Source organism: Streptomyces sp. NPDC091416 (genome assembly GCF_044756845.1).
Taxonomy (GTDB): Bacteria; Actinomycetota; Actinomycetes; order Streptomycetales; family Streptomycetaceae; genus Streptomyces.
Genome location: NZ_JBIVTU010000003.1, coordinates 611,553 through 636,849 on the forward strand (window position 1 = coordinate 611,553; position 25,297 = coordinate 636,849).

Annotated in this window: 19 protein-coding genes; 12 read left to right on the top strand and 7 right to left on the bottom strand. The window is 70.6% G+C overall.

Features of this window, described 5'->3' with window-relative positions; genetic code table 11:
- Positions 1–85: 85 nt before the first annotated feature.
- The 7 genes from ACIQMX_RS13270 to ACIQMX_RS13300 form a co-directional block, all read right to left on the bottom strand.
- The gene (locus ACIQMX_RS13270) at positions 86–1,540 is read right to left on the bottom strand and encodes an FGGY family carbohydrate kinase (protein ID WP_363072475.1); all 1,455 of its coding nucleotides are present in this window, start codon (positions 1,538–1,540) and stop codon (positions 86–88) included.
- Positions 1,537–2,493, bottom strand: a complete 957-nt coding sequence (locus ACIQMX_RS13275; protein WP_363072477.1) for a transketolase C-terminal domain-containing protein — start codon at positions 2,491–2,493, stop codon at positions 1,537–1,539. Before ACIQMX_RS13275 ends, ACIQMX_RS13270 begins: the two co-directional genes overlap by 4 nt.
- Complete coding sequence (locus ACIQMX_RS13280) at positions 2,490–3,398, bottom strand: transketolase (RefSeq protein ID WP_402477369.1); 909 nt, start codon at positions 3,396–3,398, stop codon at positions 2,490–2,492. Before ACIQMX_RS13280 ends, ACIQMX_RS13275 begins: the two co-directional genes overlap by 4 nt.
- Positions 3,395–4,438: a TIM barrel protein gene (locus ACIQMX_RS13285; RefSeq protein ID WP_363072481.1), complete on the bottom strand. Its 1,044-nt coding sequence runs from the start codon at positions 4,436–4,438 to the stop codon at positions 3,395–3,397. The genes ACIQMX_RS13280 and ACIQMX_RS13285 overlap by 4 nt, the downstream gene beginning before the upstream one ends.
- Positions 4,439–4,535: 97 nt before the next feature.
- Positions 4,536–5,936 (bottom strand): glycoside hydrolase family 28 protein, encoded by a 1,401-nt coding sequence (locus ACIQMX_RS13290; RefSeq protein WP_402477371.1) that lies wholly within the window; start codon positions 5,934–5,936, stop codon positions 4,536–4,538.
- A 184-nt stretch (positions 5,937–6,120) separates the two neighbouring features.
- Complete coding sequence (locus ACIQMX_RS13295) at positions 6,121–8,076, bottom strand: glycoside hydrolase family 127 protein (protein ID WP_402477374.1); 1,956 nt, start codon at positions 8,074–8,076, stop codon at positions 6,121–6,123.
- Between the two features lie 8 nt (positions 8,077–8,084).
- Positions 8,085–8,816, bottom strand: coding sequence for a GntR family transcriptional regulator (locus tag ACIQMX_RS13300; protein ID WP_363072487.1), 732 nt, complete (start codon positions 8,814–8,816; stop codon positions 8,085–8,087).
- 425 nt (positions 8,817–9,241) lie between these two features.
- Here ACIQMX_RS13300 and ACIQMX_RS13305 point away from each other — a divergent pair, with 425 nt between their 5' ends.
- The 12 genes from ACIQMX_RS13305 to ACIQMX_RS13360 all read left to right on the top strand — a co-directional run bounded on the left by ACIQMX_RS13305 (position 9,242) and on the right by ACIQMX_RS13360 (position 25,296).
- Entirely contained in the window at positions 9,242–10,759 is a 1,518-nt protein-coding gene (locus ACIQMX_RS13305) for a pectinesterase family protein (RefSeq protein WP_402477377.1), read from the top strand.
- A gap of 10 nt (positions 10,760–10,769) precedes the next feature.
- Positions 10,770–11,975: a hypothetical protein gene (locus ACIQMX_RS13310; protein WP_402477380.1), complete on the top strand. Its 1,206-nt coding sequence runs from the start codon at positions 10,770–10,772 to the stop codon at positions 11,973–11,975.
- A gap of 80 nt (positions 11,976–12,055) precedes the next feature.
- Positions 12,056–14,344, top strand: a complete 2,289-nt coding sequence (locus ACIQMX_RS13315; protein WP_402477383.1) for an Ig-like domain-containing protein — start codon at positions 12,056–12,058, stop codon at positions 14,342–14,344.
- 187 nt (positions 14,345–14,531) lie between these two features.
- Entirely contained in the window at positions 14,532–15,491 is a 960-nt protein-coding gene (locus tag ACIQMX_RS13320; RefSeq protein ID WP_363072495.1) for a dihydrodipicolinate synthase family protein, read from the top strand.
- Positions 15,491–17,494: an ABC transporter substrate-binding protein gene (locus ACIQMX_RS13325; protein ID WP_402477387.1), complete on the top strand. Its 2,004-nt coding sequence runs from the start codon at positions 15,491–15,493 to the stop codon at positions 17,492–17,494. The genes ACIQMX_RS13320 and ACIQMX_RS13325 overlap by 1 nt, the downstream gene beginning before the upstream one ends.
- A gap of 18 nt (positions 17,495–17,512) precedes the next feature.
- Complete coding sequence (locus ACIQMX_RS13330) at positions 17,513–18,514, top strand: ABC transporter permease (RefSeq protein ID WP_363072499.1); 1,002 nt, start codon at positions 17,513–17,515, stop codon at positions 18,512–18,514.
- 6 nt (positions 18,515–18,520) lie between these two features.
- Positions 18,521–19,672 carry an ABC transporter permease gene (locus ACIQMX_RS13335; RefSeq protein ID WP_402477390.1) on the top strand — a complete coding sequence of 384 codons (1,152 nt, stop codon included), beginning with the start codon at positions 18,521–18,523 and terminating at the stop codon, positions 19,670–19,672.
- A gap of 9 nt (positions 19,673–19,681) precedes the next feature.
- Positions 19,682–20,740: an ABC transporter ATP-binding protein gene (locus ACIQMX_RS13340; protein WP_402477393.1), complete on the top strand. Its 1,059-nt coding sequence runs from the start codon at positions 19,682–19,684 to the stop codon at positions 20,738–20,740.
- The gene (locus tag ACIQMX_RS13345; RefSeq protein WP_402477396.1) at positions 20,737–21,795 is read left to right on the top strand and encodes an ABC transporter ATP-binding protein; all 1,059 of its coding nucleotides are present in this window, start codon (positions 20,737–20,739) and stop codon (positions 21,793–21,795) included. Before ACIQMX_RS13340 ends, ACIQMX_RS13345 begins: the two co-directional genes overlap by 4 nt.
- The gene (locus ACIQMX_RS13350; protein ID WP_402477399.1) at positions 21,792–22,904 is read left to right on the top strand and encodes an exo-alpha-sialidase; all 1,113 of its coding nucleotides are present in this window, start codon (positions 21,792–21,794) and stop codon (positions 22,902–22,904) included. The genes ACIQMX_RS13345 and ACIQMX_RS13350 overlap by 4 nt, the downstream gene beginning before the upstream one ends.
- On the top strand, positions 22,901–24,322 hold the full coding sequence (locus tag ACIQMX_RS13355; RefSeq protein ID WP_402477402.1) for a DUF5060 domain-containing protein: 1,422 nt from the start codon (positions 22,901–22,903) through the stop codon (positions 24,320–24,322). Before ACIQMX_RS13350 ends, ACIQMX_RS13355 begins: the two co-directional genes overlap by 4 nt.
- Entirely contained in the window at positions 24,319–25,296 is a 978-nt protein-coding gene (locus ACIQMX_RS13360) for a DUF5605 domain-containing protein (protein WP_402477405.1), read from the top strand. The genes ACIQMX_RS13355 and ACIQMX_RS13360 overlap by 4 nt, the downstream gene beginning before the upstream one ends.
- The last annotated feature ends 1 nt before the right edge of the window (position 25,297 follow it).

The window sequence follows — 25,297 nt, forward strand, 5'->3', positions numbered from 1 at the left end:
ACCCGGTGGGGCCGGGCCCGCGGCATCGGGCCCGCGGCATTCATGCCGGTCATGACCTCTGTGTGCCCGGCGGAAGGCCGGCTCCTCACCCACCGGGCGGGCGCATCGACCCGAGATCCCGGGCAGCGCCGAGCCGGCGTCGCCACCGGGCCCGGGCGGCGTCACGCCGGGCGGGGTCCCACGCGGGCCGGCTGATCCGCAGGCGGCTGTCGGCCCGTTCCGACAGTTCGTCGAGCGTCCACAGACCCAGGCCGAGCCCGGCGAGATGGGCCGCTCCCGCTGCGGACATCTCATGGTGCGCGGTGCGGGCCACGGTCACACCCGAGACATCGGCCTGGAGCTGCGCCAGGGCGTCGCTGCGACTGAGACCGCCGTCGGCCACCACATGCCGCGCCGCGGGAAGCGCAGCGAGTACGTCCCCGACCTGGAAGGCGACCGACTCCAGTGCCGCGCGCGCCAGTTGAGCGCGCCCGGTACCGAGATCGAACCCGGCCAGCACGGGCACCGCCCGCGTGTCCCACCAGGGAGCGCCGATTCCGCCGAAGGCCGGGACCAGCGTCACGTCACCGGCGCCGGCGCCGGCCGCGAGCCGGATCAGTTCGTCGGGGGAGGTGCCGAGGAGATCCGCCAGCCAGGTGACGGTGCGCCCGGCCGAGCGGATGTTGGCCTCGCGGGCGTAGACCGGTCGGCCGGTGGACCAGGCGATGGTGGTGCACAGGCTCTCGTCCGCCCGTGGTTCGTCCGTGACGGTCATGACGGAGGAGCCGGTGCCGTAGGTGGCCTTCACGATGCCGGTACGCCATCCACCGTGGGCGAACAGCGCGGCGTGCGAGTCGCCCATCACCGCGAGCACCGGGGTGCCGTCCGGCAGCGGATCCAGCCGCCGTACGGTTCCGAAAGGCCCGGTCGAGGGCACGACCCGGGCCAGTGCCCGGCGCGGGATGCCGAACAGTCCGAGCAGTTCGTCGTCCCAATCGCCGGTGGTGAGGCCGAGCAGTTGGGTCCTGGAGGCGTTGCCGATCTCGGTGACCGGCTCTCCCGTCAGCGCCTGGAGGAGGAACGCGTCCACCGTGCCCAGGCGCAGCCCACGGGTGCGGCCCGGGTCGTGCACGTCGAGCAGCGCAGCCATCTTCAGGGCCGAGAACATGGGGTCGAGGGGGAGCCCGGTACGCCGCCGGATCTCGTCGCCGTGACCCTCGCGGCCGAGGCGGGCCGCGAGCTCGCCACCGCGTTGGTCCTGCCAGCCGACCAGCGGGGCCACGGGCTCTCCCGTCGCCGCGTCCCACAGGACGACCGACTCGCGCTGCGTGCTGAGTGCGAGACCGGCCACGCTGTGCGGATCGGCCTCCCGCAGGCAGCCGGCGACGGCAGCCCGCACACTCTTCAGGAGCGCCCGGGCGTCCTGCTCCACGCGACCGGGGCCGGGGTGCGACTGGGCCAGTGGGATCACGGCCCGGGCGACGACGTCTCCGGCCGCGTCGAGGAGCAGGGCCTTGGTGGAACCGGTGCCCTGGTCGACGGCGAGCAGGTGCGGTTTCACCGGGCCCGTCCCAGGACCGATCGAGCGGCTTCGGCGATCCCCTCGGCGTTCAGGCCGAAGTGGTCGAGCAGGAAGGACGCGCTGCCCGTCGGCGCGAAGCCCGGGACGCCCAGCATCCTTACGGGTACGGGATGGTGTTCGGCCGTCACCTTCGTGACCGCGGCGCCGAGCCCGCCGCAGAGCAGTCCTTCCTCCGCGGTGACGATGGCCCCGGTCTCCCGGGCGGCGGCGGCCACGGCTGCCTCGTCGAGCGGTTCGACGGACGCCATGTTGAGGACGCGGGCCGACACGCCTTCCGCGCCGAGGACGTGGGCGGCGTCCAGCGCACGCGAGACCATGGTGCCGACGGCGATCAGAGTGACGTCGCGGCCTTCGGCGAGCCGCGTGGCCCGGCCCGTCTCGAACCCCGTGTCCTCCGGCATGACGGCGGGCACCTTGAACCGGGGGATGCGGAGGTATGCGGGCCTGCCGGAGGCGGCCGCGTAGCGCACGGCCCCACGGGTCTCGGACGGATCGGCCGGAACGATGAGCTCCAGGCCGGGAACCGCGCGCATCCACGACAGATCCTCGATCGAGTGATGGGTGGGGCCCAGTTCCCCGTACGCCATGCCCGGGCTCTGGCCGCACAGGACGACATGGCGTCGGGTGTAGGCGATGTCCGCCTTGATCTGCTCCAGGGCGCGACCGGTGAGAAACGGCGCGGCGGCGGACACGAACGGGATGAATCCGGCGTTGGCGAGTCCTGCGGCGACACCGACCATGTCCTGCTCGGCGATGCCGACGTTGATCAGCCGGGTGGGGAACTCCTCCCGGAACCGTGCGAGGTTGCTGGAGCCGACCGAGTCGTTGCACACCGCCACGATCCGCTCGTCGGCACGTGCCAGGGCGGCCAGCTCGGCGGCGAAGTCGACCCGGCAGTCGTACAGCACCGTCTCCCGCGCAAGGCGGTTCACCGGCCCAGCTCCGCGAGTCCGAGGCGCACCTGCTCGTCGGTGGGTACTTTGTGGTGCCACTCGACCCGGTCCTCCATGAACGAGACGCCCTTGCCCTTCACTGTCCGCGCGATGACCGCGACCGGGCGTCCGGTGGCCGACGGCGCGTAGGCCTCCTTGATCGCCCGGTGGTCGTGCCCGTCGATGGAGCGGACCTCCCACCCGAAGCTCTCCCACTTCCTGCCGAGGGGTTCCAGGGACGATGTGTCCTCCGTGCGGGCCCCCTGCTGGAGCCTGTTCCGGTCCACCACGGCGGTGAGGTTCGCCAACCCGTAGTGGGCGGCCGTCATGGCGGCCTCCCAGTTGCTGCCTTCCTGCATCTCTCCGTCGCCGAGGACGACGACGGTTCGCCAGCTCTCCCCCAGCAGGAGCGAACCGAGTGCGATTCCGGTGGCGACGGGGAATCCGTGGCCGAGCGGACCGGTGTTGGTCTCCACGCCGGGCACCTTGAGCCGGGCGGGATGGCCGTTCAGAGGCGACAGGGGTGCCATGAACTCGCGCAGCCGGGCACGTGGGAAGAATCCGCAGGAGGCGAGCGTCGAGTACAGAGCCGCGGCGCAGTGCCCCTTGCTGAGCACGAAGCGGTCGCGCTGCGGGTGGTCCGGCTCCTCGGGGTGCATGCGCAGGGTCCCCCAGACCGCGGTGACCAGCAGATCGGTGACGGAGAGGTCGCCGCCGACATGCCCCATCCCCGCCGCCTGGATCGTGGTCAGGACATCGCGTCGAACGGCGGCGGAGAGTCCGGCGAGTTCGGCGGCCGCCCCGGCGGGCGAGGCGGCGCGCAGGCGCGCGCCGGTCCGGTGGTACGCCCGGGCCGCGGGCTCGTCGACGGCGAGCGGGGCGGTGGCCTGTGAGGTGGCGGTCACGCGGACTCGCTCTCCGACTCGGCGAGGGCGCGGAACAGCGCCCGCTTCGCTGTGCGCTGGGCGCCGAGCGCGTCCTGCGAGGCCTGAGCTGCGGCCAGCGCGTCGCGGTCGAGGTAGCCCAGGGCGCGGTGGAAGGCGCGCATCGTGCGGATGCCGGCGCGTGCGGCCTCCACCGGGTCCTCGCGGAAGGGGAACTGGTCCAGCTGCCACACCCCGTCCCACCCGGCGTCGTGGAGGGCGAAGAAGAACTCGAACGTCTCGAGAAGGTGGACGGAACCGACGACCATGTCGTCGTCCCAGCCCCGGAAGTTGTCGTTGACGTCGATGGCGAAGAGCTTCGACCGGGCGATCGCCATCCGGGCGGCCTCCGCGGGGGTCTCGCCCCCGTACAGCGAGTGCCCGAAGTCCAGCAGCACTCCCACGTTGTCCACCCCCATGTCCTCGATGGCGAGAAGGGTTCGCGCGACGGAGGAGAAGACCATCCGGTTGCGTGGCTCACGGGGCTTGTACTCGATGGCGAAGTTCACGTCGGGGAAGGTCCGGGCGAGTTCGCGCAGCGCACCCACCGACTTGGCCCACAGATCCGTGTAGTCGGCCTGGAAGGGGTAGTCGTACCCGTCCTGCCCCGGCCAGATCTTCACGTACTCGACGCCGAGCTCGCGCCCCACTTCGGCGGAGGCGGCGACCAGGTCGATGGCCTGGCGGCGTACGGCCGGGTCGGGGTTGGTGAAGCCGCCCCTGGCGAACTTGCCCGTGTAGAACTCAGGAGTCACGGCGATGGCCCGCAGCTTCTGCTCGGCCAGCGCGTCGCGTACCTCCGAGGTGCTGATGCCCCCGGGTGGGAAGGGCCAGTTGAGGTCCAGAACGGACAGATCGCCGACGGCACCGGCCAGTTCGATGGCGTCCAGGACCGTGCGCGGTTCGCCGTATCCGTCGGTGGCGTAGCGGTCGACGTACGTGGCGAAGTGCCAGACGCCGGCACCGTACACCGGCTCACTCGGACTCGATGGGTGAATATCCATGCGTGGGTGAGTGGACATGCTCATCAACGTACGAACGCGCGTCGGTCGCGTCAACCCCCCGTACGGCGAGAGCTGTTGACCGTGCACGGCAGCCCCTGGGGGAGGCCTCCTGGGGCTACGGCGCGCCTTCCTGGAGGCGGCCGTTGACCACGACGCGTCGCACGGTCAGGTCGTTCACGGACTGGAGCAGGATGTCCTGCGCGGCGTCGTCGAAGATCAGGCGGTCCAGGGTGACGTCGCTGACCGGCGCCTCGGGCCGGGCCCGTACGCGCACCGGGTACTCGCAGGGACCGCGCATCGACCAGCGCGCCGCCGACAGCCGGGTCACCTCGGCAGGCGTGGTACCGCCGGCGTCGCCGGCGTACTGGAACGTCACCTCGAACGGAACGTACGTCCAGGCCGGCGCGTCCACGTCGACGACACGGACGTCCCTGACGTAACCACCGCGTGCCGGGGTGGACTTGACGACCAGGACCGAGGCGACGGACGCTTCGCCCGGAACGGGGTCGAAGGGCAGGCTGAGCCGCTGGGCGAGCACGTCCGACACGCCGCCGCTCATCTCACTGCCGATGGCCACGGCGGCTCCTCCGCTGAGGTACACGCAGTCCCGGATCCGGATGTGCCGTGACGGCACGCCCACCCGGCGGCCGTCCCGGTCGCGGCCGGACTTGATGGCGATGCAGTCGTCGTGCGTGGCGAAGGTGACCCGTTCGATCGTGACGTTCTCGCACGAATCGGGGTCGCAGCCGTCGCTGTTGGGGCCCTCGCACTCGATCCGGACGTCGCGCACGGTGATGTCACGGCTCAGCACCGGGTGGATGTTCCAGAAAGCGGAGTTGCGGAGCGTGACGCCCTCGATCAGGACGTCCGTGCACGCGTACGGCTGGATGAAGCTGGGGCGCAGGTAGTGACCCTCGCCGAGCACACGCTCCATGACCGGCACGTTCTGCGCGCCCCACTCCTCCAGCGTTGCCCAGTCGGCCCGTTCGCTGGGCATTCCGGGCTTCCAGCCGTACTGTCCGGAGCCCTTCCACGGCCACCAGTGGGCGTTGTCGCTCCGGGCGTCGAGGATTCCTCGCCCGGTGACGGCGATGCCGTGCTGGCCGTAGGCGTAGATCATCGGTGAGTAGTTGAACACCTCGATGCCCTGCCAGCGGGTCCGCACCACCGGCAGATAGGCGGTCGGATCGGTGCTGAACAGCACGGTCGCGCCCTCGGCCACGTGCAGGTCGACGCCGCTGAGCAGGTGGACGGGGCCCGTCGCCCAGCGTCCGGCGGGTATCAGTACGTGCCCGCCCCCGGCCGCGTGGCAGGCGCTCACTGCCGCCCGGACGGCGGCGGTGCAGTCCGTGACGCCGTCGCCGACCGCACCGTGGCCGGTCACGGGGAACCATGCGTCGGGGAAACGGGGGCCGCCGCGGCCGGCGGCCGCCGCGCCGACCGGGCGGGCCGCCGGCAGAGCGGCGGCGGCCAGCGCTCCGAGGCGGAGGAGTTGTCTGCGTACGGGATCACTCATGGATGTCTCCCTCGGTGGGACGGATGGTGGTCCGCGGTCACTTCACCGCATGCCGGAGGCGCCCCGGCCGGCTGGGCGGTCGGGGCCAACGGCGCGAAGGCGTTCCGTCGGGAGGGACGCCAGATGCTTTCGAGGGCGCCTGCACGCAGGCCGCCGGCCCCGGGGGCCTGCGTGCACGGAGGGGTTATGCGGAGGCCGGCCCGGTGTCCGCGGCGTACAACGGCATCCAGACCCGCATCGCGCCGTCACCGCGGTTGTCCCACAGGTGGTAGGGCACGGCGGTGGCGGTGACGGGCCGTGCGGTGTCCACCGCGAAGGGGCCGCCGAGCGTGCGGTAGGGGAGTCCCGCCTCATGGGCTCCCGACACGGCGACGGCGGGGGCCCGCAGGGTGACGGCGGGACCCAGACCGCCGAGGTCGCCGTGCGCGACCTCCTCGAAGACCGTGTCGGGGGAGATCGCCAGGTCGTCCACCTCGACGCCGTCCGGCTGGTCCACCTGCTCGAAGCAGTAGACGAGCGGGCCGCGTTCGACGGCCACGCATCCGCGCACCGCGTCGACGCGCGGGTGCGGGAGCGTCAGCCGGGGAGTCATGTCCAGATTCAGCACCACGGTGTCCCCGGCCCGCCACTCACGCTCCACCACCACGTAGCCGTCCCGGTCGGCGGTGACCGCGACGTCCTTGTGGTCCGGGGTGTCCAGCCGGGTCCGGGCGGACCACGGCGGGACGCGCAGCGCCAGCGCCCACGGTCCTCCGGGCGCCTCGGCGACGGTGATCGCGACCCGGCCCTGCCAGGGGTAGTCGGTCTCGACCCGCAGTCCGATCCGGCCGCCGGCGAAGGGGGCGGTCAGGGAGAGCGGCGCGTACTGGTGCAGATGCACGGTCGGCACACCGGCGTGCTCGGAGAGCGTCGCGGCATAGTGCTCCAGGGAGGCCACCAGCCGGGTGACCGCAGGGGGACAGCAGGCCGAGAAGAACCACTCGTCGCGGCAGCGTGGATCGCCGACCGCCTCGGCGTGGTCGGCCCGGCGCTGGAGCGGGTTGCCCTTGTAATAGGTCCGGCCGTCGGCCGAGCGCGCGGCGGCGAAGGCGTTGTAGAGGGTGCGCTCGATCAGGTCGGCGTACCGTGCCCGGCCGGTGGCCAGCAGCAGCCGCCAGCTCCACTGGATGCTCGCGGCCGACGCGCACGTCTCGTTGTACGAGAGGTCCGGCGGGAGTTCGTACCGTTCGCCGAACACCTCGCCGACCTGGCGCGAGCCCAGACCGCCGGTCAGGGACGTCCGGGCGGCGACCATGTCCAGCCATCGGCGCTCCGAGGCATCGACCAGGGAGGCGTCGCCCGTCTCCGAGGCGAGGTCCACGACGCCCGCCTCCAGATAGAGGCCCCGCACCGCGTGACCGGTGACCGCCGGAGCCTCGCGCACCGGCAGATGGTCCTGACGGTGCCTCGTGCCGTGCTTGTGCGCGCCCACCAGCCCGCGCCCGCGCCGCTCCACGAAGACGGAGGCCAGCGCGAGATGGCGTTCCTCACCCGTCGTCCGGTACAGCTCGACGAGGGCGGTCTCGATCTCGGGATGCCCGTCCAGTCCGGGCCCCTCGTCCTCCAGGAACACATCGGCCAGGTGGTCCGCGAACCGGCGCGCGACGTCGAGCAGCGCGGTGTCGCCGGTGGCGCGGTGGGCGGCCACCGCGGCCTGGATCAGATGGCCCGCGCAGTACATCTCGTGGCTGTCGACCAGCCGGGTGTAGCGCTGATCCGGCCGCTTCACGTCGTAGGCGGAGTCGAGATAGCCGTCGTCCCGCTGGGCGCGGGCCAGTAGCCGGGTCGTGTCCGCGAGGAACCCGGCCAGATCGGGATCGGCTGCGGACCCGAGTTCCCAGGCCGCCGTTTCGAGGATCTTGTACACGTCCGAGTCCATGTAGACGGGACCGCGGTGCTCACCGGCAGCCTCCCCCGTGGCGATCCGGAGATTGTCCAGATTGCCGGCGCGCTCCAGCCACTCCAGGGCGAGCGGCAGGCTGACGGCGCGGTTGACGTCGCGCCACCGGCGCCACGGTCCGCCGTTCAGCTCCGGTCGCTCCAGTTTGAGCGGACGGTGTGCGGTGCGCGCGTTGCCGGTGGGTACCGCAGGTCCCGACATGGTCTCCCCTAGATCGTGGGACGGGCCAGAAAGGCGATCGTCTGGTCACGCACCCGCAGGATGTGCGCCTCCAACAGGTCCCGGGCCGCCGACCGGTCGCCACGTTCCAGCGCGTCGACCACGGCGCGGTGTTCCGAGACGGCGGTGCTCAGCCTGGACGCGGTGATGGGGGCCTCCATACCGGTGCGGGTGACATGGATGCTGAGATGCAGGTCGTCGTGGAGCTCCAACAGCCGGGGGAGTCCACCCAGTTCCACCATGGCGCGGTGGAACCGACCGTCGTTCTCCCGGAAGTCGATGTAGCGCGTGTGGTCCGCCACCGACTCCCGGGCCAGTACGTCGGCCTCGTCCACGAGTTCGCGCAGCCGGGCCGGCGGCTGCCGGTCGGTGCGCTCTCCGAAGAGGCGCAGGGCGTGCGATTCGAGCATCAGCCGCAGCTCGAACAGTTCGTAGATGCTGGACAGTGAGGGAATGGCGACGGTGAAACCGGCGACGGGGTCGTAGGCGAGCAGGCCGCGCTCGTAGAGACGGCCGACCGCGCTGCGCACCGGGGTGCGGCTCATCCCCAGCCGCCGGGCGAACTCCCGCACAGGGACCGGCTGGCCGGGAGCGGGGTGCTCCTTCGTCAGCCAGTCCACCAGCGCTTTGCGTGCCCGGTTCTCCAGGCTCTCCTCTGCCGCGACGGCGATCGACGACGTGGCCGGTTCGCGCGGGGTCGAATCCGCCTTCGGTGGGGTCATGCCGTCCTCCTGGCACTCCGTGACTGTGGTCCGGGCCACCGTACCGTTCGTCCCGCACGCCCGTGACGAATGGTATGCCACTGGTAGGCCAACTGTCCGCCCCTTGGGCGAGATCGATCCCGTGAGCACCTCGGGGGCAGGTCTCGGCGCGGGGGATCTCCCCTCTGCGGGATGCGATCGGACGGACGACGGAGGGCGGCCCCATGCCGCCCCGACCAGCGGTTCCGAGGGCCGGCATCCGTCCGGACGGGTGCCGGACCATGGCGAAGAGACCCGGTCGGTCCGGCTGGTCCGCCTTGTCCGCGTCGATCCCAAGTCGTCGTGCGGGCCGTCGTTCCGGCGCTGTGCAAGGGGTGTTCACCCTGCGGGTCATGTGCTTCCATCGCTGGCATGCCATAGGTATGCCGGGATGAGGAGCCGCTCCCATGCGAACGCAATTACGTCAGCTCGTTGCCCTCGTACGACCGGCGCTCCGCGCCGGTTCTGTCCTCGCCGTCCTGCTCGCCCCGACGGCCGTGCCCCTGCCCGCGACCGCCGGGGTACAGCCCGGCACCCCCGGGCTGCCGGCCGCGGTCGCCCCCAGCGGCACCGAACGCGCCGTCTGCGCCGACACACCACTGAGCCTCACCTTCGACTCGGACGTCCGGGCCGGTTCCGGGGGCCGCCTGACCGTGCACCGCCCCGACGGCAGCGCCGTCGACACCATCGACCTCGCCGACCCGGCGTCGTACCAGCGCCTCATCGGCGGGGCACGCTCCGACTACGGCGAACCGCATCGCTGGACCTACGAGCCGGTCGTCGTCGAGGGCCGCACCGCCACCGTCCTGCTGCACCGCCCCCTGGACCCGGGGAAGCAGTACTACGTCACCGTGGACCCGGGCTTCTTCGAAGGGCACGCGGGCATCACCTCGCCCCGTGCCTGGCGATTTCGCACCGCCGCCGCGCCCCGCCGCACAACCGCGGAACTGCGCGTGGACGCACACGGCGGCGGCGACTTCTGCACCGTGCAGGGCGCTGTCGACTTCGTGCCGGAGGGAAACGGGCAGGAGACCACGATCGATGTGGCCCCCGGCACCTACCGGGAGATCGTCTACATCGGCCAGAGCCGGCCGCATCTGCGGGTGAACGGCTCCGGAGCAGGCCGTACCGTCGTCGCCTACCCCAACAACAGCGTGCTCAACGGCGACTCCGCCATGGCAGACGTGCCCCCGGAGCAGAGCTACTGCCCGCGACGGGTACTGCCGGAGCCGGACCGGTTCAACTGCTGGCGTGCGGCGTTCGGCGTGGACGCCGACGACTTCCGGCTGCGGAACATCACCGTGCACAACCTCACCCCCGACGGCGGCTCGCAGTCCGAGGCGTTCCGGGGCAACGGCGACCGCATCGTCCTGGACCGGGTGCGCGTCCTGAGCCACCAGGACAGCCTCCGCCTCCAGGGGCGCGCGTACGTGACCGATTCGTACATCGAGGGAGACGTCGACTTCTTCTGGGGGACCGGCGGCGTGTTCGTCCGCAACTCCGAACTCAAGGCGCTCGACCTCGGATACATCAGCCAGGTCCGCAACGCTCCCGACGGGCCGGGGGTGGTCCTCTCCGGCACCCGGCTCACCCGCGCGCCGGGCGTGGCCGACGGCAGCGTCCTGCTCAGTCGCATCGACAGCCGCTTCCCGGCCAGCCAGGCCGTCTTCATCGACACCGCCATGGACGCCCATGTGGCGCCCGTCGGCTGGGGCCTGACCGGATTCGACTGCACGACCGGTCAGCAACTGCGCTTCTGGGAGTACGGCAGCACGGACCTGCGCGGGGCTCCGAAGGACACCTCGCAGCGACTGTCCTGCTCACGGCAGCTGACCGAGGCCGAGGCGCTCACCTGGCGCGACCCGGCGACCCTGCTGGACGGCTGGGACCCGTCCGCCACGACCGGCCGCGGCCGGGGAAACTGAGGTGCCCACCATGTCGAACGTCAGCCGCAGAGCCCTCCTGGGAACGGCGGGCGCCGCCGCGACCACCCTCGCCCTCGCGACCGGCACCGCCCGGGCGCAGAGCGCCACGCCCCCGGCCCGCCCGGCACGTCCCCGCCCGGTGGCGCCCGTCAACCAGGAGGTGGCCGCCGCCCACGGCATCGACTACAAGGCACTGCCCCAGCAGGTCGTCGGGGTCGACGCCGAGCAGTTGATGACCGTGCACACCGAGGCGGACGTGGAACGGCTCCGCGCCCGACTCGTCGCCGAGGTCTGGAAGTCCGCCGACGGCCTGCTGCCCGACACACTGCCCGAGGTCGAACAGGGCGTCGTCGTACCCGAACTGCCCGCCTTCACCGGACTCCGGCGCGTCGACCGCCTCACCGTCACCCTGCCGTACGACCTGAAATCCATCGTCTACCTGCTGCTGCCGCGCCGCCCCGCCGCCCACGGGCGCTTCGCCATCTACCACAACGGACACGGCGAGACGCCCGAGACCATGCAGCGCACCGCACAAGCCCTGGTGGACGCCGGTTACGGCGTATTGCTGTGCGCCATGCCGCTCTACCACTGGAACCCCAGGCAACTGCGCAGCCCCACCGACCCGGGCACCTTCGTGACCCCGGAGAACCACAACGACTTCGGCACCTGGGAGACCGCGGAGTTCTCCACCCTCCGGTTCTTCCTGGAACCCCTCACGGTCGCCGTCAACCACGTCACCCGGACCTACCGGCCCCCCTCCCTCCAGATGATCGGCCTGTCCGGCGGCGGCTGGACCACCACGGTCTACCCGGCACTCGACCCGCGCGTCACCCGCAGCTACCCGACGGCCGGGTCGCTGCCGTTCTTCCTGCGCTCCGCACCGCCCAAGCCGAGCCCGACGACGGGCGACTGGGAGCAGAGGCTCGACCGGCACCCGGTCTTCTACGGGATCAGCGACTTCCCCGACATCTACGCGCTGGCTTCCGTCGGCAGGCACCGCCGGCAGATGCAGATCCTCAACCGGTTCGACGCCTGCTGCTTCAACGGCGTCGGCCACCGCAGCTACGAACCGGTCGTGCGCCAGCGCATCGAGGTGATCGGCAACGGCCACTGGGAGCTCCTGGAGGACGCCACACACGGCGAGCACGCCATCAGCCCGCACGCGCTCGACGTCATCCTCTGGGACCTCGACGTGAACTGCTCCGACGAGCCCTGAGCCGTGCCCGCCCCGACGGTGTACCGGGCCGCACGCCCGGTGCGCCGGACCACCTTCCACCCACCGAGGAGAGCAACGTCATGACCCCACTGAACGCAACCGCAGCCACGGGCAAGGAGAAGGGCGATGCGATGGCCCGCCGCGCCTTCGTCGTCGGAGCCGGCGCGCTCCTGGGCACCGCGGCACTCCGAGTGCCGACGGCCCAGGCGTCGGAGAAGCTCGACGCGGCGGCCGAGGCGGCCGGCGATGTACTCGCCTTCCCCGGGGCGGAGGGCGGTGGCCGGTACGCCACCGGGGGCCGCGGCGGCTCGGTCTACGAGGTCACCACCCTCGCCGATTCCGGGCCCGGCTCGCTGCGCGACGCCGTGTCCGGCAGCGACCGAACCGTCGTCTTCCGGGTGTCCGGAAACATCGAGCTCAAGGGCGGACTCGACATCACCGGGTCCAACCTCACCATCGCGGGCCAGACGGCCCCCGGTGACGGCATCTGCGTGGTCGGCAACGAGACCAAGGCCAACGGGGTCGAGAACATCATCATCCGGCACCTGCGCTTCCGCGGTACGGACATGCTCGGCACCGCGATCGACACCTTCGGGATGGAGGGCTGCCGCAACGTCATGATCGACCACTGCTCCTTCAGCTGGGCGGTGGACGAGTGCTGCTCCGTCTACGGCAACGAGAACCTCACACTCCAGTGGTGCATCGTCGCGGAAGGTCTTTCGGTCTCCGTCCATCCGAAGGGCCGGCACGGCTACGGCGGGCTGTGGGGCGGCGACAACGTCACCTACCACCACAACCTGCTGATCCACCAGGGCGGCCGCAACCCGCGGTTCAGCTTCGTCGAGGACGTCCCCATGCACACCGACCACCGCAACAACGTCATCTACAACCACGGCTACACCTCCTGCTACGGCGGCGAGTGGGCCGACGGGGTCAACATCGTCGGCAACTACTACAAGCCGGGCCCCAACACCCTGGCCGAGATCGCGCCGGTCATCGTCTCGCCCGACCGCGGCGGGAGCTGGCACGTCGAAGGCAATGTCGTGGAGGGGCAGGCGGAGGTCACCGGTGACAACGGCCGGGGCGTCAAGTTCCCGCTCGGTGGCGTGACGTTGCGCGAGGAGCCGTTCGAGGTCCTGGACCCGATCGAGTCGCAGACCGCCAAGGCGGCCTACAAGGCGGTGCTCGACAACGTCGGAGCCCTGCTGCCGCGCCGCGACGCGACCGACGCCCGCCTCGTGGCCGATGTGCGCAACGGGACCGGCCGCATGATCAATTCGCAGAAGGAGGTCGGCGGCGTTGCTCCGCTCGCCACCGCCGAGGCGCCGAAGGACTCCGACAAGGACGGCATCCCCGACGCCTGGGAGAAGCAGCACGGCCTGAAGGGCAAGGACGCCGCCGACGGCAGCGCGATCGACCCGGCCACCGGCTACAGCAACCTGGAGCTGTACCTGAACTCCCTCACCCGTACCGGGGCCGCCAACCCGGTGGTGAGACTGACCGCCCCGCAGACCGACGCGGTGCACACCTCGGACACCGGGGTCCACGACATCACCTTCCGCGCGGAGGCGGAGGCCCAGGACGGTGCGGTCATCGCCTCCGTGGTCTTCTTCGCCGACGACAAGCAGGTCGGCGAGGCGACCTCGGCACCCTTCGAGGCAGTCTGGAAGAACGCCCCCGAGGGCACCCACCACCTCACCGCGCGTGCCACCGACTCCACCGGCACGTCCACCACCTCCAGCATGGTGCCCGTCCACGTCGACCGGGTCGGACCGCTCGGGAACTGGACGGCCGTCGACATCGGCGCGGTGCCCATTCAGGGCGGATCGGCCCTGGCCGGCAGCTCGTTCACGCTGCGCGGCTCGGGCAAGCTCCGCGGCCGCGCGGACTCCTGTCACTTCGTTTACCAGCAGGTCGACGCCCCCGGCGACGAGGTGGTGGAGCTGATCGCCCGCCTCGACTCGGTCAGCGACGTCTACCAGGAGGTGCTCGGCGGCATCATGATCCGGGAGAACCTGACGCCGGACTCACCGTTCAACCTCATCGGCGTCCACCTCGGCGACGGCGGCCACAAGGGAGTCGTCAAGCGCATCCACTCCCACGGCACCGAGATGAGCGTCGGCACCTGGCCCTACGAGGAGGACGAGGTGCTCAGCGCGAAGCCGTACTGGCTGCGCATTACCCTGCGCGGCGACGAGTTCACCTCGGAGATCTCACCCGACTCGCTCCAGTGGACCCGCATCGGCTACGAACGCATCCCCATGGGCGACAAGGTCTATGTGGGCATGTTCGTGGACGGCAACAAGGAGGCCAACGGTGTCGCCCACTACACGACCGCCAAGTTCAGCCAGGTGAAGATAAACCACTGACCCCGCGCCCGGCTTTCCGGGCCGCGGAGAGACGTCCGAACGTCTGTGAAGACACCTGGTATGCCGCAGGTGGACCACTGCTGATGGAACATCACGTGCACGGACTATTGCCTTTGTCGAAAGGGTTGACGACCGATGTCGCACTCAAGAGACTCGTGGCATTCCACCGACATACCGCGAGGAACCGATGTCGACGCATGAACTCCACGGGATCATCGCGCCCACCGTTCTGCCCATGGACGAGAACGGGTGCCTCGCGCGGAAGTCGCTGGAACGCCACCTGACCGGACTGATCGAGGCCGGCGTACACGGACTGTGGATCAACGGAACCACGGGCGAGTTCCACGCCCTGGACCACGAGGAGCGGGCGCTCGCGGTGGCCGTCGCCGCCGAGGCGGCGGGCGGCCGGGTACCAGTCATCGCCCATGTGGGCGACGCGGCAACCGCTGTGACGGTGCGTCATGCCCGAGCCGCCGTGGCCGCCGGGGCTGACGAGATCGCCGTCATCGCCCCCTACTTCGCCGGCTACGGCAAGCAGGAGCTCCGCGACCACTACCGCGCCGTCGCCGAGGCGGTGGGCACCCCCGTCCTCGCCTACCACATGCCCCAGCTCACCCCGTCCGCCCTGACCGTCGACTGCGTCGTCGAACTCACCCGTGAGGGAGTGCTCTGCGGCATCAAGGACAGCGCGGGCGACATGAGCTGGCTGCGGCAGCTGCTGCGCCGCGGCGCACGCCAGGGGGTGGAGGTGCGCTGCTTCGCCGGCGGAAGCAGCCTGACCGACGTCTCGCTCTACGCGGGGGTGGCGGGCGCCACCACCTCGCTCGCCAATGTCACTCCCGTCCTCCTGGTCGAGCTCTACGAGTCCGCCCGTGCCGGGGACTGGGAACACGCCCGGAGCCTCCAGGAAGAGCTGGAGGACCTGCTGGATCTCATGCGCGAGGCCCGCCGCGAACCGACGCTCGCCGCACTCGTCGCAACCTTCAAGTTCGTCCTGGCGGCCCTGGGCCGTATCGACGAAGCCCACGCCGCCGAGCCGCTGGCACGCCTGGACGACGAGGAGCGGGGCCGGCTGGCCGCGACCGTCGTCCCCAGGGTCCGCGAGCTGGAAGAGGCGGCACGTACACGCAAAGGAGCGTGGACCTGATGACCTACCGCACGCCATCTTCCGACCGGCGCGGCATGCTCGACCGGCGTTCGCTCCTGCGGGCGGGCGGCGGCCTGGTGGTGGCCGCCTCGCTGTCCGGCTGCGGGTTCTTCGACACCGAGCCCGAGGGCGCGGGAGCGGCGACCGGCGCCAAGGGAAAGGAGGCGCCCGCCCTGAAGAAGCTCGCCGACGCGGGGAAGCTGCCCAAGGTCGCCGACCGGCTTCCGGCCTCACCGCTGAAGGTGAGGCCGTTGGAGAAGACCGGCGCCTACGGCGGCACCTGGCACTCGGCCATGATCACGCAGGAAGACGTGATGTGGCTGCACTACAGCATGGGATATGAGCCGCTCGTCGCCTGGGGCCCCGCCTGGCAGGGCATGACGAAGACGGAACTCCTGCCGAACGTCTGCGAGAAGTACGAGGTCAAGCAGGGCGGCGCGGAGTTCGTCTTCACCCTGCGCAAGGGCCTGAAGTGGTCCGACGGCCGGCCGGTGACCACGGACGACTTCGCCTTCGCCTTTCACGACTACAACGTCGACCCCGACCTCCACCCGGGCGGCGTGTACGACCTGTGGATGTCGAAGTCCGGGAAGAACGCGACCTTCGAAGTGGTCGACGACCACACGGTCCGTTATGTGTACGAGGAGCCCAAGCCCGGCTTCCTGGAGGAGATGGCGGGTACCTCGGGCATCGTCATGCTGCTGCCGGCGCACTACATCAAGCAGTTCCACCCCAAGTACGGCAAGAGCGCCGACGCGCTTGCGAAGAAGGCCGGCCTGAGCAGTTGGGCCGACTACCTGCCGCTGCGCGCCGACTGCTGGGCCAACCCTCAACTTCCCTCCCTCAACGCCTGGCTGTCGAAGAACGAGCTGGGCAAGGGCAGCAGCCTGGTTGCCGAGCGCAACCCGTACTACTGGAAGGTCGACCCGGACGGGAGCCAGCTCCCGTACATCGACAAGGTCGTCGTGGAGAACATCCAGGACGTCGAGGTCGAGGTGCTCAAGGTCACCAACGGCGACCTCGACATGCAGCTCACCCACTTCGGGACGATCCGCAACAAGCCGGTGATCTCCCGCAACCGGAAGAAGGGCGCCTACCGTCTGATCGAGGTGAAGTCGGCCCTCGCCAACACGATGATCATCGGGTTCAACCAGACCCACTCCGACCCCGAGAAGCGCAAGCTCTTCGCCAACAAGGACTTCCGGATCGGCCTGTCGTACGCCATCGACCGGAAGAAGATCATCGACACCATATACGGCGGCCAGGGCATCCCCTGGCAGTGCGGTCCCGCGGAGGGCGACGAGCTCTACAACGAGCAACTCGGAAGCCAGTACACCGAGTACAGCGTCGAACGTGCCGGCGAGTACCTCGACAGGGCCGGCTTCACCCGCCGCAACGGCGACGGAATCCGCCTCACGAAGGACGGCGACGCGGTCGCCTTCACCGTGCTGGTCGTCTCCGACCAGCCGGACCAGGTCGACGCCTGCGACCTGATCCGCGGCGACTGGGCGAAGGTCGGCGTCAAGGCCAACATCCAGCGGCTCGCGGAGACCCTGTACTGGGAGCGTGTCGAGGCCGGCAAATCCGAGGCCGCGACCTGGCAGGGCGGCTCGTTCGACCTCCGCACCGGCGCCGGCGGCAACCACTACTACCTGCCGACCAACCCCCGCGGCTCCTCCCGCTTCGGCGGCAAGTGGGCCGAGTGGTACACCAGCGAGGGCAAGTCGGGCGAGGAGCCGCCGGCCCGCGTACGCGAGCAGCTCGAACTCAACGACAAGCTGCGGGGCACCTTCGACGCCGGCCAGGCACTGGGCCTGGCCAGGAAGATCCTGGCCATCACCCAGGAGGAGTTCTACTACATCGGGATCTCCACCCCGCCCTCGGAGTACGGCATCGTCCGCAACAACATGTTCAACGTGCCCGAGGACTTCAGCGGGGCGGTGGCGCACCAGGCCCCCGGGCCGAGCAATCCCTCGACCTACTTCTTCTCCGGCAAGGCCTGACCCGGACGGGGGACACCCATGCTCTCGTTCCTCTCCCGCCGTGTCATGTGGATGGTCGTCACCCTGTGGGCGGTCTCCCTGGCCTCGTTCTTCATCATCAGCCTGCCCCCCGGCGACTACGTCTCGACCCTCCAGGCCGAGGCGGAGAGCCGCGGCGAGATGATGAGCGATTCGCAGCTGACCGCCCTGCGCTCCCGCTACGGCCTGGACCAGTCCTTTCTCGCCCAGTACTGGAAATGGATCTCCAACATCGTCTTCCACGGGGACTTCGGGCAGGCGTTCGCCTGGAACAGCCGCCCGGTCTCCGACCTCATCTGGGACCGCGTCGGACTCTCGTTCTTCCTCTCCGTGTCCACCCTGCTGTTCGTCTGGGCCATCGCCTTCCCGATCGGGATCTTCTCCGCGGTGCGCCAGTACTCGGCCGGCGACTACCTCGCCACCTTCTTCGGGTTCTTCGGCATGGCCGTGCCCGAGTTCCTGCTCGCCCTGGTCTTCATGTGGGCCGGCATGCGGTTCTTCGGGACCAGCCCCGGCGGCCTGTTCTCCCCCGAGTACCAGGACGCCGCCTGGAACCTCGGCAAGGTGCTCGACCTGGGAGCCCACCTGTGGCTCCCCATCGTCATCATCGGACTGTCCGGAACGGCCGGCCTGATCCGCATCACGCGCGCCAACCTCCTGGACGAGCTGTACAAACCGTACGTCGTCGCGGCGCGCGCCCGCGGGATGCCCGAATGGAAGCTGCTGCTGAAGTATCCGGTCCGGATGTCGATGAGCCCGTTCTTCTCCACCGTCGGATGGCTGCTGCCGGGCCTCATCAGCGGCGAGACCATCATCTCCATCGTCATGAGCCTGCCCACCACCGGACCGCTCCTGCTGAGCGGTGTGGAGAACCAGGACATGTACCTCGTGGGCAGCTTCATCCTGATCCTGTCCACCCTCACCGTCATCGGGACCCTGATCAGCGACCTCGCCCTCGCCTGGTGGGACCCCAGAATCCGGCACCGCTACGAGGGAGGGTGAGCCGCCGTGCTGACCAGGAACCACAAGCCGGCCGCACCGCCGGCCCAGGCGGACCCGGAGCTCGAATTCGATGCCGCGGCCGCCAGGAGCTCTCCCTGGCGGCTGGTGTGGCGCAAGTTCCGCAAGCACAAGCTGGCCGTGGCGGGCGCGGTGGTCGTGCTCCTCGCGTACGTCGTCGTCGTCTTCGCCGAGTTCCTCGCGCCCGCCTCGACCAGCACCAGTGACTCCACCCTCACCTACGCCCCGCCCCAGATGGTCAAGGTCGACCTGAGCTGGTCGGACGGTCTGCAGATGTACGTCAACGGCTACCGCACCGAGCGGGACCCCGAGACCTTCGAGCAGATCCACACCCTCGACCCCGATCTGCGCGTCCCCCTGAGGTTCCTCCCGCGCGGGGACTCCTACGAGATGTGGGGGCTCATCCCCTGGGACCGCCATCTCTTCGGCGCGGCCCACGCCAAGGACAAGGTCTTCCTGCTCGGCAGCGACCGGCAGGGACGCGACCTGCTGTCCCTGATCATCCAGGGATCGCGGGTCTCGCTCTCCATCGGCCTCATCGGGGTCGCGGTGAGTTTCCTGCTCGGCCTGCTGTTCGGCGGCATCTCCGGCTACTACGGCGGCGCCCCCGACACACTCATCCAGCGCGTCATCGAGTTCCTGATGGCGATCCCCACCCTGCCCCTGTGGCTCTCGCTCTCCGCCGCCGTGCCGGCCGACTGGGGGCCCATGATGCGGTACTTCGCCATCACCACCATTCTGTCCGTCCTCGGCTGGACCGGACTCGCCCGCGTCGTGCGCGGACGGTTCCTCTCACTGCGCGAGGAGGACTTCGTGACAGCCGCGCGGCTGGACGGCTGCGGCCGCATCCGGATCATCTTCCGGCACATGGTCCCTTCGATGTCCAGCCACGTCATCGCCTCGCTCACCATGGCCGTCCCGGCGATGATCCTCGGCGAGACCGCCATGAGCTTCCTCGGCCTGGGCCTGCAGTCGCCCGCGGTGAGCTGGGGCGTCCTGCTCCAGGAGGCCCAGAACGTGCGGACGCTGGAGACGGCGCCATGGCTGCTGATACCCGGCGCCGCGGTCTTCGTGACCGTGCTCGCCATGAACTTCGTCGGTGACGGGCTGCGGGACTCCGCGGACCCGTACAAACAGTAAGGAGGTGCGATGCCGACGACAGAGGCGTCGCGGGAGCGTCAGCAGACGCCACCGCGACAGAACATTCTCGAAATCGAGTCTCTGCACACGCAGTTCGAACTCGATGACGGCGTCGTGCAGGCCGTCAGCGGCGTCGACCTCACCATCGCCCGGGGCGAAGTCCTCGCCGTGGTGGGGGAGTCGGGCTGCGGCAAGAGCGTCATGGCGCGTTCCGTGCTGCGCCTCGTGGACCGGCCCGGAAGGATCACCGGCGGACAGATCCGGGTGCGCACCGACGACGGCGCGGCGGACATGGTGAGCGCCGCCCCCGAGACCGTCCGGGAGGTGCGGGGCAAGCGGGTCGCCATGGTCTTCCAGGAACCGATGTCCTCGATGAGCCCCATGCACACGATCGGCAACCAGATCGGCGAGGCGATCCGGCTCCACGAGCGTGTCACCAAGGCCGAGGCCCGTGCCCGCGCCGTCGAACTCCTCGGCCGCGTCGGCATCCCCGCACCCGAACGGCGCGTCGACGAGTACCCGTTCCAGATGAGCGGCGGCATGCTGCAGCGCGTCATGATCGCCATGGCGCTCTCCTGCGGTCCGCAGCTGCTCATCGCCGACGAGCCGACGACCGCGCTCGACGTCACCACCCAGGCCCAGATCCTCGACCTGCTGCGCGGCCTCCAGGAGGAGACCGCGATGGCGGTCATGCTGATCACCCACGACCTCGGGGTCGCCGCCCAGATGGCCGACCGGGTCGCCGTGATGTATCTGGGCACCGTCGTCGAGGAGGGACGCGTCGAGGACGTGTTCCGGGCGCCGCGCCATCCGTACACCAGAGCGTTGCTGCGCTCGGTGCCCAGGCTCGGGTCCGGATCGCGTGAACGGCTCCGGCCGGTACGGGGCATGGTGCCCCATTCCTATCGGCGGCCGCCCGGATGCCCCTTCCACCCGCGCTGCGACGAGTTCATGGCCGGCCGTTGCGACGTGACGGTCCCGCAGCCGCAGCGGGACCGGAGCCGTCCGGGCGCGGTGAGCTGCCTGCTGTACGAGGAGCACGAGGAGCACGAGGAGACCACCCCATGACGGCACCGCCCTCCGAAGTCACGGCCCCGGCAACGGCCACCGGGACCGCCCCGCTGCTGCGGACACACGGCCTCACCAAACACTTCCCCATCCGGCGAGGACTGCTGGGCCGCGCCGTCGGCCGGGTACGCGCGGTGGACGGAGTGGACCTGACCGTCCCCGCAGGCCGCACGGTGGCCCTGGTGGGGGAGTCGGGCTGCGGCAAGAGCACCCTGGGCCGCTGCCTGATGCGGGTCTTCGAACCCACCTCGGGCGAGATCTCCTACCGTCGCACCGACGGCACCGTGATCGACCTGGCCAAGCTCGACGAACGCGCCCTCAAGCCCTACCGCAGCGAGATCCGGCTGGTCTTCCAGGACCCGTTCGCCTCGCTCAACCCCCGCATGACGCTGCTCCAGATCATCGGCGAACCCCTGCGCGTCAACCTCGGTCTCGGCGCGGCCGAGACCGAGGAGCGGGTCGCCGGGCTCCTGCGCCGCGTCGGGCTGCGCCCCGAGTACCTGCGGCGCTACCCCAACGCCTTCAGCGGCGGCCAGCGCCAGCGCGTCGGGATCGCCCGCGCCCTCGCGCTCGCCCCCCGCATGGTCGTGGCGGACGAGGCCGTCAGCGCGCTCGACGTGTCGGTGCGGGCGCAGATCCTCAACCTGCTGAAGGACCTCCAGGACGAGTCCGACCTGACGTATCTGTTCATCTCCCACGACCTGGGCGTCGTGGAGTACATGGCCGACGAGATCGCGGTGATGTACGTGGGCAAGGTCGTGGAGACGGGGGCTACCGACGAGCTGTACGGGCAGCCGCTGCACCCCTATACCGAGGCCCTGCTGTCCGCGGTGCCCGAACCCGACCCTGCGGCGCGCCGCCGGGAGCGCGTGGTGCTGCGCGGTGAGGTGGCCGACGCCTCGAACGTCCCGAAGGGCTGCCCGTTCCATCCGCGCTGCTTCTACGCGCGCGACCGCTGCCGAACGGAGGTGCCGGCCTTGCGGGAGGTCGCCCCCGGCAGGACATCGGCCTGCCATTTCGCCGGAGAGCTCGAACTGAAGGGAGTCGGAGCATGACGGGTACCGAACAGCAGAGCGGGCCGGTGCACGACCCGAGATTCGACGGTGTGCTGCGGCCCCGGCCGGATGATCCCGGGGTGCGGGAAGCGCTGCTCCCCGCTCCGCACCCGGGCGACAGCCACTCCGCGAGCCTCCTCGAACTCGACGACGGCGACCTGCTGTGCGCCTGGTTCAACGGACCCGACGAGGGCGACCGCGACACCAACGTCGTGCTGTCCCGGCTGCCGCTCGGCGGAGACCGCTGGGCCGGGGCCGTGGCCCTGTCCGCCGACCCGCACCGCTCCGAGCAGAACCCGGTGCTCGACCAGCGGCCGGACGGCACCGTGTGGCTGTTCCACCCGTCCAACGAGCCGCACGACCAGAAGACCGCGCACCTGGTCGCCCGCACCTCGCACGACGGCGGCCGCACCTGGGACCCCGCGCACATCGCCCATGACGGGCCGGGCGTCTTCGTCCGCAATCCACCGCTCGACCCCGGTGACGGAAGCCTGCTCCTGCCCGCCTACCGCTGTCGTGCCGAGGGAGAGCACAGCACCGTGCTGATCAGCGAGGACGAGGGTGCCTCCTGGAAGGAGCACGACGTCGGGGGGTCCGACCACCTGGTCCAGATGAGCGTCGTGCGGCGGGTCGACGGTACGCTGCTCGGCCTGCTGCGCAGCCGCGCCGCCGACCGCATCCACGCCACCGTCTCCACCGACGCCGGACGCACCTGGAGCGGGGCGGTGCCGACCGAACTGCCCAACAACAACTCCGGCGTCCAGGTCACCCGGCTCGACAGCGGTGCCCTGGCGCTGGTCTACAACCACGCGAGCCTGGAACGCGGCGAGTTCCGCTGGGTCGGCGAGGGCGAGGGCCGCCGCAGGAAGGCACTGCGCACCCCGCTCACGGTCGCCCTCTCCGACGACGACGGCCGCACCTGGCCGGTGCGCCGGGACCTCCAGCGCGCCGACGACGAGTACTGGGAGGCCGGCGAGTTCGGCTACTCCTACCCCTGCGTCATCCAGAGCCGCCGCGACGGCCTGCTCCACATCGCCTACTCCTACCTCCGCCGGACGATCAAACACATCACCGTCTCCGAGGACTGGATCAGGGAAGGACACTCATGACCACCGGCACCACGGTGGAGCGCTGGGGCACCTTCGAGCTGACGCTCGACGGCCCGGCCGACGGGAACCCCTACCGCGACGTCGAGTTCGGCGCGCAGTTCCGCCACGGCCACCGGGTGGTGCCGGTCGACGGGTTCTACGACGGCGGCGGCGTCTACCGCGTCCGGTTCATGCCGGACCGGGAAGGCGCCTGGACGTACACCACGCGCTCCCATGTCCCGGCCCTCGACGGCACCACGGGCGGCTTCACCTGCACCCCGGCCGGCCCGGACAACCACGGCCCGGTCCGGATCGCGGGCCCGAGGACCTTCAGGTACGCCGACGGCACCCGGTACCTGCCGTTCGGCACCACCTGCTACCACTGGACCCACGACGAGGACCCCAGGGCGGAGGAGGAGACGCTGCGCACCCTCGCCGCGTCCCCCTTCAACAAGCTCCGCATGTGCCTGCTGCCGACGCTCGACATGACACCGCCCCGGCTGGTCTTCCCCGGCACCGGCCCGGGACGGCCCGGGCCCGGCAAGCTGGACAGGTCCCGTTTCGACCCGGCGTTCTTCGCCCACTTCGAAGCGCGGGTGCGCGACCTGCTGGAACTGGGCGTCGAGGCCGACGTCATCATCCTGCACCCGTATGACAAGGGGCACTGGGGCGTGGACGACATGAGCCCCGAGGAGGACCTCTTTCTTGTCCGGTACGTCGTGGCCCGCCTCGCCGCGTACCGCAACGTCTGGTGGTCGGTCGCCAACGAGTACGACTTCAACAAGGCCAAGACCGTGGAGGACTGGACCCGCATCGGCCAGTACGTCCAGCGCCGGGACCCCTACCAGCACCTGCGGTCCATCCACAACGGCACCCGGATGTACGAGTACGAGCAGATCTACGACTTCCGCCACGCCTGGACCACCCACCAGTCCATCCAGCACTGGGACGCGCGAATGGCCCCCGAGTGGCTGGATGCGGTGAGCAAGCCGGTGGTGATCGACGAGATCGGCTACGAGGGTGTGCTCGGCCGCCGCTGGGGCAACCTCTCCGGCCGGGTGCTCCTGCGCCAGTTCTGGCACGGGATGGCCGCGGGCGCCTATGTCGGGCACGGAGAGTGCTTTCCCGAGCAGGATCCGGACGACTGGGCCTGGATCTCCCGGGGCGGCCGACTGCACGGCGAGATCCCGGAACGTCTCGCGTTCCAGCGCCGGCTGTGGGAGGAATCGCCGGACGCACGGTTCCGGTACTTCGGTGACCGGCTGCACCGCCACTACGACGTGGAACTGCCCGACGACGGTGCCCCACGGGTCCTCGACCTGATCGATACCTGGAACATGACGGTGAGTGCGCTGCCCGGCGGGCCGCACCGCGGCACGGTCCGCGTACCGCTGGACCGCCGGCCGGACCTGGCCCTGCGAATCCGGAAGGTGACATGACCACGCACGCCGCGACTGCGCGAACGGACCACGGGCCCGTTCGCGTCCACGGAACCCGCTTCCGGCACGAGGACGGCACCCCCTTCCACCCGTTGGCCACCAGCGTCCCGCGGGCCGACGAGCAGACCCTGCGGGCCCTCAAGGACGCCCCGTTCACCAAGGTGCGGCTGCTCGACCACGCCCTTGCGCTGGACGTCCTCGACCATCAGGTCGCCGCGCTCGGCGCGCTCGGCCTCCAGGCGGAGGTGATGCTGGAGGGCCGGGACATCCCCCGGACCGTCGCCCGGCTGGCCGGCCGGTCCAACGTCTGGTGGTGCGCGCCCCCCGTCCACGAGGCGCAGACGGATGTGCAGGAGTACGACCACGGACACCATCCGCTGACCGTGCACGGCCCGCCCGGGACCGACTTCGGTGCCCCGTGGATCACGCACGCCTCGGTCGCGCACCCGCAGACGCGGGCCGTGTCGGGCCTGGTGCGGGATCTCGGCAAGCCGGTCCTCGTGGACGACTGCGGCGCCGAGGGCGACGACCCGGAGGATCCGGAGCGCGCCCTGACCGGAACGGAGCTGCTCTGCCGCCTCTGGGAGGCGGTGTGCCGCGGCGGCTACGGCGGGCACGCCGAGGCGTGGGGCGAGGACGCCTGGAGCGACGGCGGCGGCCGGCTGAGCGGCACCGCGGTGGAGCGCGTCGCCTTCCTCGGGGATGTGCTCGGCTCGGCCCCGGCGGGCCTCGGCCACACCCCCGAGACGTACGACGCCTCGACCCTGGAGGCGCCCGGCGAGTACGTCCTGCAGTACCTCGGGCCGCACCGCTACCCCAGGCGTTCCTTCGCGCTGCCCGGCGGCACCTGGAGCGTGGAGGTCCTGGACACCTGGAACATGTCGGTGCGGGAGCTCGGCCACGCCGGCGGTGACCGGGTGACGGTCGAGCTGCCCGCGGAGCCGTACCTCGCGATACGGCTCCGCAGGCGGTGAC